The organism is Streptomyces sp. YIM S03343 (genome assembly GCF_054729195.1).
On record NZ_JBPUKX010000003.1, the window covers coordinates 283,707 to 296,586 of the forward strand.

The 12,880-nt window shown below is 72.4% G+C and carries 10 protein-coding genes; all 10 read left to right on the top strand.

All coding sequences use genetic code 11. The features are described from left to right. The first annotated feature begins 37 nt into the window (after positions 1–37). The 10 genes from ACSYGN_RS41420 to ACSYGN_RS41465 all read left to right on the top strand — a co-directional run bounded on the left by ACSYGN_RS41420 (position 38) and on the right by ACSYGN_RS41465 (position 12,774). Positions 38–1,768 (top strand): carboxylesterase/lipase family protein, encoded by a 1,731-nt coding sequence (locus tag ACSYGN_RS41420; RefSeq protein WP_460406174.1) that lies wholly within the window; start codon positions 38–40, stop codon positions 1,766–1,768. 153 nt (positions 1,769–1,921) lie between these two features. Next, positions 1,922–3,097, top strand: a complete 1,176-nt coding sequence (locus ACSYGN_RS41425) for a 3-deoxy-7-phosphoheptulonate synthase (protein WP_460406176.1) — start codon at positions 1,922–1,924, stop codon at positions 3,095–3,097. A gap of 56 nt (positions 3,098–3,153) precedes the next feature. Then, positions 3,154–3,933: a 2,3-dihydro-2,3-dihydroxybenzoate dehydrogenase gene (locus tag ACSYGN_RS41430; protein WP_460406178.1), complete on the top strand. Its 780-nt coding sequence runs from the start codon at positions 3,154–3,156 to the stop codon at positions 3,931–3,933. Between the two features lie 283 nt (positions 3,934–4,216). Further along, positions 4,217–4,840, top strand: a complete 624-nt coding sequence (locus ACSYGN_RS41435; protein WP_460406180.1) for an isochorismatase family protein — start codon at positions 4,217–4,219, stop codon at positions 4,838–4,840. Beyond that, positions 4,837–6,777, top strand: coding sequence for an anthranilate synthase family protein (locus ACSYGN_RS41440; protein ID WP_460406182.1), 1,941 nt, complete (start codon positions 4,837–4,839; stop codon positions 6,775–6,777). The genes ACSYGN_RS41435 and ACSYGN_RS41440 overlap by 4 nt, the downstream gene beginning before the upstream one ends. A gap of 267 nt (positions 6,778–7,044) precedes the next feature. Further along, entirely contained in the window at positions 7,045–8,097 is a 1,053-nt protein-coding gene (locus ACSYGN_RS41445; protein WP_460406184.1) for a 3-oxoacyl-ACP synthase III family protein, read from the top strand. Positions 8,098–8,185: 88 nt separating this feature from the next. Next, entirely contained in the window at positions 8,186–8,989 is an 804-nt protein-coding gene (locus ACSYGN_RS41450; protein ID WP_460406186.1) for an arylamine N-acetyltransferase family protein, read from the top strand. 5 nt (positions 8,990–8,994) lie between these two features. Continuing rightward, positions 8,995–10,608, top strand: a complete 1,614-nt coding sequence (locus ACSYGN_RS41455; RefSeq protein ID WP_460406188.1) for an FAD-dependent oxidoreductase — start codon at positions 8,995–8,997, stop codon at positions 10,606–10,608. Positions 10,609–10,658: 50 nt separating this feature from the next. After that, positions 10,659–11,144, top strand: a complete 486-nt coding sequence (locus ACSYGN_RS41460; protein WP_460406190.1) for an RrF2 family transcriptional regulator — start codon at positions 10,659–10,661, stop codon at positions 11,142–11,144. 151 nt (positions 11,145–11,295) lie between these two features. Next, entirely contained in the window at positions 11,296–12,774 is a 1,479-nt protein-coding gene (locus ACSYGN_RS41465) for an MFS transporter (RefSeq protein WP_460406192.1), read from the top strand. Positions 12,775–12,880: the final 106 nt, after the last annotated feature.

The following is a 12,880-nucleotide window of genomic DNA, read 5'->3' on the forward strand; positions in this document are numbered from 1 at the left end:
CGGCGGACCAGACCGTCCACGTGTGCGAGGAGTTCACATGGCCAGCCAGCCGCATGCCGCGGACCGGCGGGGAGCGCCCGCCCTCACCACGGCCGCGCCCGGTTCCCGCAGCGTGTCCGGTTCCCGCGGCGTGTACGGCCCCGGCGGCGCGCCGGGCTTCGGCGGTGCGTCGGGCCCCCGAGGCGCGGTCGGCCCCCGTGGCGTGTCCGGTTCCCGGGTCGTGGTGCGCACAACCGGCGGGCTGGTGGCCGGTGAGCGCACCGGCGCCGTGGCCGTCTTCCGCGGCGTCCCGTACGCCGCCGCCCCGGTCGGCCCGCTGCGCTTCGCCTCACCGCGTCCGCCGGTGCCCTGGCACGGTGTCCGCCCCGCCGTGCGCTTCACCGACGTCTCCTTCCAGAGCGCGGTGCCCAACCGGCCGGTACCGCCCAGCAGCGAGGACTCGCTGTACGCCAACGTCTGGACGCCCGACCCGGACGGCGCACGGCGGCCCGTTCTCGTGTACATCCACGGCGGCGGCTGGCAGGCCGGCGGCGGCAGCCTGCCCGTCTACGACGGTGCCCGGCCGGCCGAGCGGGGCGACATGGTCGTCGTCACCTTCAACTACCGGCTCGGCGTCCTCGGGTTCGGCCTGCACGAGGACCTCACCGACCCGGAGACCGGCCACTTCGCCAACTGGGGCCTCCAGGACCAGCAGGCCCTGCTGCACTGGGTGCACGCCAACGCCGCCGCGTTCGGCGGGGATCCCGGCAACATCACCGTGTGCGGCACCTCCGCGGGCGGCGCCAGCACCTGGCAGCTCGCGCTGCTGCCGGACCTGCGCGGCCTGATCCGCCGTATCGTCCCCATCAGCCCGAGCCATGTCACCGCGCCCGCGGTCTCGCTCACCCCGCACGACGCGCGCACCGCCTTCGAGGCCGTCGCCCGGCACCTCGGCACCACCGTCGCCGGCCTGCGCCAGGTCCCCGCCGCCGCGCTCGCCGGGACCTGGGAGGAGATCTTCGCTCCGCCGCCCGAGGAACGGATCGTCACCAGCGGACGCTGGTACCGCGGCCCCGTCGCCGACGGGCGCACCATGCCCGCGTACGACCATCTGCTGCCCACGCCCGACGTGCCGGTGCTGTCCGTGCACACCCGTACCGAGGGCTCCTTCTACACCGGCCCCGGCTCCCCGCAGCCCGCACCCGTCCCCCGTGACGAGGCGGCACTCCGCCGGGCGGTGCGCGACGTGCTGCGCCTGGCCGAGCCGGACGCCGGCGACGACCTCACGGGCGCCTGCCTCGACGCCTACCGGGTGGCGGCGCGCGAGGACGAACTGCCCGCCGACCCGCGGTCGCTGTGGACGGAGATCTGGGGCGACGCCTACTTCCGGCACCAGATCGTCCGGTTCGCCGACCGCCACGCCCGCCTGGGCACCACCGCGCTCTACGCCATGGAGTTCGCCCACCCGGCGCTGCCACCGCACTTCGGCACCCCGCACGAGGCGACCTCGCCGTTCCTGTTCGGCACCCACCGGCTGCCCCAGCTCGCCGGCGTCTTCGGTGACGGCAGGAGCGAACGGACGCTGTCCGACCTGTTCATCGACGCGGTGGCCGCCTTCGCCAGGACATCCCGCCCGGCAGCCCCCGGGCTGCCCGCGTGGCCGCCGTACGCACCCGACACCCCCAGCACCCTCGTCCTGGGCGGCTCCGCCACCGCCGCGGTCGTCGCCACACCCAAGCTCGCCCAGCTGCGCTTCTGGGACGAGGCGAGGTGGGAGCCGCGCCTGTGAAGCGGCTCCCACCTGCGCAGCAACCTCCGCGCAACCTGCGCAGCAACATACGCAGCACCCCACCGCGCGGCCTCGCGAACCGCGAACCTTCGTACCCGCCCGCACATCGCGGCCCCGTGCCGCGTCGCCGTCGCTTTCCGTATGGAGACATCAGTGGAGAATGCCCTGCTCGACATCGACATCGACCTCGACATAGCGGTCCAGCAACCGGACTGGGAGGATCCGGCCCAGGTACGGCGCATCCGTTTCGACCTGTCGGGCCGGCCCGCGCTGGTGCGCGCCGACGACGTGAGCCTGCTACGGCGCCAACTGGCGGCGGTGGCCGCGGGCGAGGCACTGGTGGTGCAGGCCGGGGACTGCGCGGAGAACCCCGACGAATGCACCGCCCAGGACGTCGCCCGCAAGACCGCCGTACTCGACCTGCTGGCCGGATCGCTCCGGCTGATCACCGGGAAACCGGTGATCAGGGTGGGCCGCATAGCCGGACAGTTCGGCAAGCCGCGCTCGCAGTCCACCGAGCATATCGATGGCGTCGAACTGCCGGTCTACCGCGGGCACATGGTCAACGACCCCGGCCCCACCCCGGAGGGCCGGCGGCCCGACCCGCTGCGCCTGGTGACCGGCTACATGGCGGCCGACGACATCATGCGTCACCTCGGCTGGCACCGCACCCTGCCGTGCGGACGCATCGACCCGGCGGTGTGGACCAGCCACGAGGCACTGCTGCTCGACTACGAGGTCCCGCTGCTGCGGCGGACCGACGACGGGCTGCTGCTGAGCTCGACGCACTGGCCCTGGATCGGGGAGCGCACCCGCCGACCCGACGGCGCGCATGTCGCGCTGCTCGCCGAGGTGGTCAACCCGGTGGCCTGCAAGGTCGGCCCGAGCACCACCGTCGCGGATCTGCTGGAACTGTGTGACCGGCTGGACCCGCTGCGCGAGCCGGGGCGGCTGACCCTTATCGCGCGCATGGGCGCCGGCAAGGTGGCCGACGCCCTGCCGCCCCTGGTGGCGGCGGTCCGTGATGCCGGTCACCCGGTCGTCTGGCTCACCGACCCGCTGCACGCCAACACCGTCACCACCCCCGACGGCTTCAAGACCCGTTATGTGGAGGCCGCCGAGCGGGAGGTCGCCGCCTTCCACCACGCGGTCGTCCAGCACGGCGGCATCGCCGGCGGCCTGCACCTGGAGACCACCCCCGACGCCGTCATGGAGTGCGTCCCCGACGCGCGATCGGCCGACCTGGTCGGCGAGTCCTACCAGAGCTTCTGCGACCCGCGGCTCAACGTCGGCCAGGCCGTCTCGGTGGTGTCGGCCTGGCACCAGTGACCTCCGGCGCACAGCGCATGTTCCTGCCCGCACGCCTTGTGAAGGAGAGACACGCCATGGAGAACGGGGAGAACGGACTGGCCCTGGTCACCGGCGCGGCCGGCGGCATCGGGGCGGCCGTGGCCCGCGTCCTGGGGGAGCGCGGCACAGCGGTGGCCGCGGTCGACCGCGACGCCGTCCAGCTCGATGAGGTGGTGGCCAAACTCGGCGTCGACGGCCTGCAAGTGGCGCCGTTCGCGGCCGACGTGACCGACAGCGCGGCGGTCGATGCCCTCGTCGCCGACGTCGAACAGCGCCTCGGCCCCATCGACTACCTGGTCAACGCCGCCGGGGTGCTCCGCCTCGGTGAGGTCACCGACTTCAGCGACGACGACTGGATCAGCACCTTCGCCGTCAACACCACCGGCGTCTTCCACCTCTCGCGGGCCGTGGTCGGCCGCATGGTGCCGAGGCGCCACGGAGCCGTCGTCACCGTCGCCTCCAACGCGGCGGTCACCCCCCGCAGCGGCATGGCCGCCTACGCCGCGTCGAAGGCGGCGGCGGAGATGTTCACCAAGAGCCTCGGCCTGGAGGTCGCCCGCCACGGCATCCGCTGCAACATCGTCGCTCCCGGATCCACCGACACCCCGATGCTCAGCTCGATGTGGCACGACGACAGCGGCCCGCGCGCCACTCTCGCCGGCAACCTCGAGGCGTTCCGCGTCGGCATCCCGCTGGGCAGGCTCGCCCAGCCGGCCGATGTGGCGCAGGCGGTCGGGTTCCTGTTGTCCGAACAGGCCCGTCACATCACCCTGCACACCCTGACCGTCGACGGGGGCGCGGCGCTCGGTTGTTAGAGTGCCGCGCGCTCCGCTGGGAGTGCCGCGATTTGTCGTCTTTCGTCTGCGGCAACGTCGTGGCTGGTCGCGCAGTTCCCCGCGCCCCTTGGGGGAGTTGCCGGACCGTAGTCGACTTCGCCCGACCTGCTTAGCGCGACGCCGGAGTCCGCCGCCCCACCCGACAGGGTCCGCCTCCCCCGTCGGGACCGGCCGTCCAATCAGGGCCAGCCGGTCCCGACGGGGGCGCGCCTGGCCGCCCTGCCCTCGCTCGTTCCCCACCGAGAAAGGACACCGACACGTCATGGCCGGACTTCCGACCATCGAGTCCTATCCGCTGCCGACCGCGCCGGAGCTGCCGGTGAACACCGCGCCGTGGACGGCCGATCCGGCCCGCGCGGTGCTGCTCGTGCACGACATGCAGCGCTACTTCCTCCAGCCCTTCCCCGACCCGCTGCGCAGCCAGCTCGTGCAGCACGCGGCCGAGTTGCGCGAGCGCTGCGCCGAACTCGGCATCCCCGCCGCCTACACCGCGCAGCCCGGCGGGATGACCGTCCACCAGCGGGGCCTGCTGAAGGACTTCTGGGGCCCGGGCATGCGTCCCGCGCCCGCCGACCGCGCCGTGGTCGACGAACTCGCCCCCCGCGACGGGGACTGGCTGGTCACCAAGTGGCGCTACAGCGCCTTCCACCACACCGACCTGCTCACCCGTATGCGCTTCCACCAGCGCGACCAGCTCATCGTGTGCGGTGTCTACGCCCACGTCGGTGTGCTGATCACCGCTGTCGAGGCGTTCAGCCACGACATCGAGACGTTCCTGGTCGCCGACGCCGTCGCCGACTTCACCGCGGAACAGCACCGTATGGCCGTCGAGTACGCCGCCGCACGCTGTGCCGTGGTCACCACCGCCAAGGAGGTCCTCGCATGACCGGCACACCGCCCGGCCGACCCCGTGACGACGGAAGCCTGCTGGATCTGATCCTCAGCCCCGAACCCCCGCCGTTCGCCCTGCTGCACCGCCCCGAGGCGGCCGGACCGGGAGTGATCGACGTCCTGGTCGGCACGGCGGCCGAGGCCGGGACCCTGGCCGACATCCCGCTGCCCGCACCCGAAGGCGCCACCGGAGCCCCGCAGCACGAGGTGCTCGCCCTCGTCCCGTACCGCCAGGTCGCCGAGCGGGGCTACGCCGGCCACGACGACGGCACCCCGCTGATCGCGCTCACCGTCACCGCCCAGCAGACCCTCGACCTGGCCGGCGTACTCCAGCGGCTGCCCGAGGAACCGATCCGCACCCACGGCGCGCACTTCGACGTGGACGACGATGCCTACGCCGAGACCGTCCGGCGGATCATCGCCGACGAGATCGGCACCGGCGAGGGCGCCAACTTCGTCATCAAGCGCACCTTCACCGTCGACATAGGCGACTACGGCCCGCGCAGCGCCCTGACCTTCTTCAAGCGGCTCCTGGAACGGGAGAAGGGCGCGTACTGGACGTTCGTCGTGCACACCGGCGAGCGCACCCTGGTGGGCGCCACCCCCGAACGGCACATCAGCGTCCATGGCGGCAGGGCCGTGATGAACCCCATCAGCGGCACCTACCGCTACCCGGCCTCGGGCCCGACGCTGCCGGAGGTCATGGACTTCCTCGCCGACCGCAAGGAGGCCGACGAGCTCTACATGGTGGTGGACGAGGAACTGAAGATGATGGCCCGGATCTGCCCCGGCGGCGGCCGGGTGACGGGCCCCTTCCTCAAGGAGATGGCCCGCCTGGCCCACACCGAGTACTTCATCGAGGGCCGCACCGACCGAGACCCGCGCGAGGTGCTGCGCGAGACCCTGTTCGCACCGACCGTCACCGGATCCCCGCTCCAGAGCGCCTGCCGGGTCATCGAACGCTACGAGCAGGAGGGCCGCGGCTACTACAGCGGTGTGCTCGCCCTGATCGGCCGCGACGCACAGGGCGACACCGCGCTGGACTCCGCGATCTGCATCCGCACCGCCGAGATCGACCCCTGTGGCCGGGTGCGCATCGGGGTCGGCGCCACCCTGGTGCGCCATTCCGACCCGCTCTCGGAGGTGGCCGAGACCCGCGCCAAGGCCGCAGGGCTGCTGGCCGCGCTGGAGGGCGGCGGTACGACGCGGTTCGCCGCACATCCCGAGGTGCGCAGGGCGCTCGAGCGGCGCAACGAGACCATCGCCGGGTTCTGGCTCGCCGACGGCGCGGCACCCTCGGCCGGTGCCTTCGCGCCGGCCGGCCGCCGGGTCCTGGTGGTGGACGCCGAGGACACCTTCACCTCGATGATCGGGCACCAACTGCGCTGCCTGGGCCTGGAAGTGACGGTCCGGCGGTTCGACGAGCCGTACGACCTCGCCGACCACGATCTTGTCGTGATGGGCCCCGGCCCCGGCGATCCGCGCGACATGTCCCACCCCAAGATCGCCCACCTGGACGGCGCGATCGAAAGGCTGCTGCGCGAACGGCGGCCGTTCCTGGCGATCTGCCTGAGCCACCAGGTGCTCAGCCGCCGCCTCGGACTGGACCTCAGGCGCCGGGACGTGCCCAACCAGGGCGTGCAGCGCGACATCGACCTGTTCGGACGGCGGGAACGCGTCGGCTTCTACAACACGTTCGCCGCCGTCGCCGACGAGGAGAAGACGGAGGTGGACGGCATCGGCGTGGTCGAGGCCGCCCGGGACGCCGCCGGCGAGGTCCACGCCCTGCGCGGCCCGCGCTTCGCGTCGATGCAGTTCCACCCCGAGTCCGTGCTCACCCAGAACGGGGTGCGCATCACCGGCGACCTGGTCCGCGGCCTGCTCGAGGACGCCTCCCCGGCACTGGACGCCTCCCTGGCACTGGCGGAGTGACACCTGCCCGGCCGGGACCGACACCGGGACCGACTACCGGGACCGACACCGGGACCGACTACCGGGACCGACTACCGGGACCGGCACCGGGGCCACCAACCGGCACCAACACCTGTAAGGGCACCGGCCCCGACACCACCGCCGACCGCCATCTGACGTACTGCCCGCAGACCTGACGGGTTCACCGGCCGGGCTTTGCCGCCCGGCCGGGCCGCACTGGAGCATCGCTTGCGCGGAAGGCCCGAATCACCGAAGAAGGGTCACACAATGATCACCACGGGTACCGCCCGGTCCGGCCGCAGGGCTGCGGGCATCGCCATCCTGGGCACGGGATCCTGTCTGCCCTCCCACGTCGTCGGCAACGACGAGGTCGCCGCCGCAGCCGGGGTCACCGAGGAGTGGATCCACCGCAAGACCGGCATACGCACCAGGCGCCGGGCCAAACCGGACGAGGCCACCTCGGACCTGGCGGTCGCCGCGGGCCGGGCGGCGATGGAGGCCGCCGGGATCACCGCGGCGGACCTGTCGCTGATCGTCGTCGCCACCTCCACCCCCGACCAGCCGCAGCCCCCGACCGCCAGCGCGGTCGCCGACGGACTCGGCGCGGGCCGCGGCACCGCGGCCTTCGACGTCAACGCCGTCTGCAGCGGTTTCGTGTTCGCGCTGAACACCGCCGCGCATGTGCTCGCGGCGGCCGACTCGCCGTACGCCCTGGTCATCGGCGCGGACGTCTACTCCCGCATCCTCGACCCCGCCGACCGGCGCACCGCCATCCTCTTCGGGGACGGCGCCGGAGCGGTGGTCCTCGGCCCGGCCCGCCCCGGCCGCGGTCTGCTGGCGTCCCGGCTGGCCGGCTTCGGCGCCGACCGCGACCTGATCGAGGTGCCGGCCGGAGGCAGCCGCCTGCCGGCCAGCGAGCAGACCCTCGCCGACGGCCTGCACTTCTTCACCATGAACGGACGCGGGGTGCGCGACTTCGTCGACGCCACGGTCACCCCGGCCATCGGAGCCTTCGTACGGGACGCGGGCTACGACCCCGGCGCCGTCGACCACTTCGTGCCCCACCAGGCCAACGGACGGATGCTGGAGGACCTTCCGGCCCGGCTCGGCATCCCCGCCGGCCATATGCGCGTCACCTACGAGGACTTCGGCAACACCGGAGCCGCGTCGGTCCCCGTCACCCTCGACCGGGCCGCGCGCCGGGGCGAGCTCACCGACGGGGACCTCGTCCTGCTGACCGCCTTCGGCGGCGGCATGGCCATGGGCCTCTCGCTGCTGCGCTGGCAGCACCCCCACCCCGCACACCTCGACCCCGCATAACTCGACCTCGTACAGCCCGACCCCGCACACCCCGACCCCGCACAGCCCAATCCCGCACAGCCCACCACGCACGCCTAAGGAGACGGTGATGTCGGACGGCATCATGGAGGACTACCTGCGCCGCATCGAAGCGGTCCGGCCCGAACGACCGGACCTCGCGGGACTGCGCCATCTGATGGAGCGTCACCTGCTGTCGGTGCCCTTCGAGAACCTCGACTACCACCTGGACGAGGAGATCTTCATGGACGAACGCGTCCTGGAGAAGATCGTCCGCAAGAACCGCGGAGGCGGCTGCTACGAGGTCAACCCGGCCCTGTCGTTCCTGCTCACCTCGCTCGGCTACAAGGTGGACATCCTGCCGGGCTGGGTGCACCGCCCGGGCGGAGTCCTCGGCCCCTTCCTCGGCCACCTGGCGCTGCGCGTGACGGCCGACGGCGAGGACTGGCTGGTCGACGTCGGCTTCGGCCGCAACAGCCGCTTCCCGCTGCGACTGGCCTCGCGCGACGTCCAGCAGGACCCGCACGGTGAGTACCAGCTCCACGACGTGTCCGACGGCGTCGTCGACGTGTACCTCAACGGCAACCCGCTCTACCGGGTGGCGGACCGGCCGGTGACCGTCGAGGACTTCGCCCCGACCCTGTGGTGGTACCGCACCTCCCCCGACTCCTCGTTCCTGCAGGGCCTGTTCTGCTCCGTCCGCACGGCCGACGGCCTGGTCACGCTCAAGGGCAACACCCAGGTCAGCATGGTCGCCGGCGCGGAGCGCAGCAAACGGACGCTGGGCAGCGAGGCGGAGGCGTTCGAGGCGTACAAGACGTACTTCGGCGTGGACCTGGAGCGGCTGCCCAAGGAACCCGGCCTCGGCGTCACCGCCGGTGTGCGGACGGACTGACGGCGATGAGTGAGAACACCACCGGCACGGCACCCGACGTCGACGTGCTCGTAGTCGGGGCCGGCCCGACCGGCCTGCTGACGGCCGTCGAACTGCTGCGCCGCGGCATCCGGGTGCGCGTCATCGACCGCGCCGACGCTCCCTCGACCATGCCGAAGGCGCTGTCCGTATGGCCCCGGGCACTGGACATCCTCGAAGACGCCGGACTGGCCGAGGGCGTCTGGCGCGAGTCCGTCCACATCAGCCGGCTCAGCTACTTCTCCGAGCGCAGGCCGCTGGCCTCCTTCGCGCTGAACGAGGACACCGCCTGCCGGGTGCTGCCGCAGCACGTCACCGAGCGGCTGCTGGCCGAACGCCTCACCGAACTCGGCGGCAAGGTGGAGCGCGGGGTCCGGCTGCTTGCCCTCGAAGGGGTCGACCGCTCCGCGGACATCACCGCCTCCGACGGTGTCACCGCCGTGGTCGAACTGGCCGACGGCAGCGTCGACCGCATCCGGGCACCTTTCGTGGTCGGTGCCGACGGCGCCGGCAGCGCCGTACGCGGACAGCTCGGCATCGGCTTCGACGGAAGCACCTACGAGATGGCCTTCGCGCTCGTCGACGCGCGCTTCGAGGGCGAACTGCCGCCGGACGAGTGCCTGTTCTTCCAGACGCCGAGCGGTGCCGTGGTCATCGTGCCGATGCCCGACGGCGTGTACCGGTTCCTGTCCGTGATGCCCAAGGGGCGGCACGAGGTCTCCCTGGAGATGATGCAGGAGATCCTCGACGAACGCGGCCCGCGCGGGGTGCGGCTGACCGAGGCGGTGTGGCAGGCGGTGTTCCGCGTGCACGCCCGCCGCGCCACCGACTTCCGCGCCGGACGGGTGTTCCTCGCGGGCGACGCCGCGCATGTGCACAGCCCGGCCGGCGGCCAGGGCATGAACAACGGGCTGCAGGACGCCCAGAACCTGGCCTGGAAACTGGCCGCGGTCATCCAGGGCACCTCGCCCGCCTCGCTGCTCGACAGCTACGGCACCGAGCGCTCGGAGGCCACCCGCCAGATCCTGCGCGACACCGATCTGCAGACCCGTGCCTGGGTGGCGGACACCCGGACCAAGGTACTCGCCCGGGATGCCGCCTTCCGGTTCCTGGACCGCACCGGCGTCGTGTCCCGGTACTACACCCCGGTGATGGCCGGGCGGAGGCTGGCGTATCCGCCGGTGCGCGAGACCCAGCGGCCCTCGGGGCCGGCGGGCTGCAGGCTCCGGGGGAGGATCCCCGGCGGTCTGAAGGACGGCGCGGTCTTCCCGAGGCGCCACGCGCTCGCCCACGGCATCAGCGGCCCCGGTACCGACCCGCACGCCTGGACGCTGGTCCTCGCGCCGTCGTCGCAGGCGTGGCGCACCGAGGCCGGGCACGTGGCGGCCCGCCACCCGCAGCTGCGCACCGTCGTGCTGCGGCGGCGCGAGAGCGCCTTCGCCACCGGCTGCCACCGCGCCGGCTACTGGCTGGTGCGGCCGGACGGGCATGTGGCCGCACATGGTCACAAGACCGATCTCGCCCGTCTGGAGACCGAACTGAAGACGGTCCTGACCAGCACTGACCAGCCAGGACAGCACGCTCAGGGCTACCTGACATAAAAAACGGCCGGCCCTTCTGGTGGACATCGCCGATGCGTAATGTCCAGGACATGAAGCTGAGAGAGGGCGTGGAGTGGGCAGTGCACTGCTGCATCAACCTGTCGTGGATCTCCCACGACAGGGCGGTGCCGGCGGCGCGGCTGGCCGAGTTCCACGACCTGCCCACGGCTTATCTCAACAAGCAGTTGAACGCCCTGGGACGGGCAGGCATCGTCTCGTCCCGGTCCGGCCCCCGCGGCGGATTCCGTCTCGGCCGTGCGCCCGAGGAGATCAGCCTGATGGATGTGGCGGTCGCCGTCGACGGCTCGGCACGTGCCTTCCTGTGCACGGGCATCCGCCACCACGGCCCGGCCGGCCGGATGACCGGGCCGGACGGCCGCAACTCCACCTGCACCGTGGCGCAGGCCTTCTCCACCGCGGAACTGGCCTGGCGGCACCGGCTCGCGGAGCAGACGATCGCCGATCTGGCGGCCGCGGTGCGCCGGGCCGATCCCGCCGCACCCGACCGCGTACGCCGCTGGTTCGACCAGACCTGAAGCAGAACCTGGGCCAGACCTGAACCAGAACCGACAGCTCAGAACCGACAGCTCACCGCGCACCCCTGTAAACGCCGGGCCATCCCCCCCCGGCCCCCCGGCGGGACGCCCTCGCGCGCCCCGATCCCGACTCCGTAGGAAAGGCACAGTCATGCCGTCTTCGGCCACAGGCGCCGTCACCGAAGCACCGCGCCGGCGCCCTGGACTCCTCCTGGCGCTGCTGGCGTTCGCGCAGCTGATCATCTCCATCGACTACAACATCGTCTACGTGGCGCTCCCCGAGATCGGTTCCGGTCTCGGCTTCAGCTCCCAGACCCTGCAGTGGGTGATCAGCGCCTACGCGGTCGCCTTCGGCGGGTTCCTGCTCCTCGGCGGCCGTGCCTGCGACCTCTGGGGTCCGCGCCGCATCTTCATCCTCGGCCTCTCCCTGTACGGGGTGTCCTCGCTGCTCGGCGGCCTGGCCACCGAGCCGGGAGTGCTGATCGCCGCCCGTGCGGTGCAGGGCATCGGCGGTGCGTTCCTCTTCCCCGCCACGCTCACCCTGGTCTCCACCAAGTTCGCCGAGGGCAAGGAACGCAACCGTGCCTTCGCCGTGTGGGGCACGGCCGGCGGCTCGGGCATGATCCTCGGGTCCCTGCTCGGCGGTGTGCTCACCCAGGCGTTCGGCTGGGAGTCCGTCTTCTTCGTGAACGTCCCGCTGGCCGCGCTGGCCATTGTGTTCGCCATGCCGCTGATCGCCCGTGACCAGCTCGGCGGCTCGCGCCGCTCCTTCGACCTGGTCGGCGCGCTGACCGCCACCGTCGGCACCACCTCCGTCGTCTTCGCCCTGGTGCAGGGCCCGGAGTCGGGCTGGGGCTCGGACATCATCGTCGGCGCCCTGGTCCTGGGTGTGGCACTGCTGGCGTCCTTCCTGGTCATCGAGAAGCGCAGCAGCGACCCGCTGATGCCGCTGCGCCTGTTCCGCAACCGCAACCTGAGCACCGGCGCCGCAGTCACCTTCTTCTACATGGCGACCTTCGGCACCCTGCTCTACTTCCTGACCGTCTACTTCCAGGGCGTGCACGGCTACAGCGCGCTGGAGACCGGTCTGGCCTTCCTGGTCCCGATGGCCGCCATCTCCGTCGGCGCCCAGACGGCCGGCCGCCTGGCCACGAAGTTCGGCCTGCGCGCCATCATGATCGCCAGCCTCCTCGTGGGCCTGGTGGGCACCGTGATCGTGGGCCTGACGCTGACGACCGACGGCTCCTACCTCTCGCTGGTCCCCGGCATGATCGTCCTCGGCCTCGGCCAGGGCGCCGGCTACACCCTGATGTTCGGCGCCGCCACGGTCGGTGTGGACCCGATGGAGCAGGGCATCGCCTCTGGCTGGGCCTCGACCACGCAGCAGGTCGGCGGCGCCGTCGGCCTCGCCGTCCTGGTCGCCGTCGCCAACTCCGGCCTTGACGGACTGCACGGCGCGGCGCTGCGCTCGGCCACCAACGACGGTCTGCGCACCGCGGTGTTCATCGCCGCGGCCGGTATCGCGGTGACCGCGCTGGTCGCCCTCGGGCTGCAGAAGCCGGACCGGCAGCGAACCGTCGCCGAGGCCCCGGCGGCCTCCGCGGAGGAGCCGCAGGCCGTCCAGGTCTGACCCGAGACCCGGCGCACCCCGACAGGGTGCGCCGGACCCCGGACGCCGGACCCCCGTTGGTGACGTTCCCCCGCGACCCGCGGGGGTTCGGCCTTTTCCGGCGCTG

Bases quoted from the DNA above. Each gene is read 5' to 3' on its own strand.
- ACSYGN_RS41420 (WP_460406174.1), top strand. From the start codon at position 38: ATGGCCAGCCAGCCGCATGCCGCGGACCGGCGGGGAGCGCCCGCCCTC.
- ACSYGN_RS41435 (WP_460406180.1), top strand. From the start codon at position 4,217: ATGGCCGGACTTCCGACCATCGAGTCCTATCCGCTGCCGACCGCGCCG.
- ACSYGN_RS41450 (WP_460406186.1), top strand. From the start codon at position 8,186: ATGTCGGACGGCATCATGGAGGACTACCTGCGCCGCATCGAAGCGGTC.
- ACSYGN_RS41465 (WP_460406192.1), top strand. From the start codon at position 11,296: ATGCCGTCTTCGGCCACAGGCGCCGTCACCGAAGCACCGCGCCGGCGC.
- ACSYGN_RS41445 (WP_460406184.1), top strand. From the start codon at position 7,045: ATGATCACCACGGGTACCGCCCGGTCCGGCCGCAGGGCTGCGGGCATC.
- ACSYGN_RS41455 (WP_460406188.1), top strand. From the start codon at position 8,995: ATGAGTGAGAACACCACCGGCACGGCACCCGACGTCGACGTGCTCGTA.
- ACSYGN_RS41460 (WP_460406190.1), top strand. From the start codon at position 10,659: ATGAAGCTGAGAGAGGGCGTGGAGTGGGCAGTGCACTGCTGCATCAAC.
- ACSYGN_RS41440 (WP_460406182.1), top strand. From the start codon at position 4,837: ATGACCGGCACACCGCCCGGCCGACCCCGTGACGACGGAAGCCTGCTG.
- ACSYGN_RS41430 (WP_460406178.1), top strand. From the start codon at position 3,154: ATGGAGAACGGGGAGAACGGACTGGCCCTGGTCACCGGCGCGGCCGGC.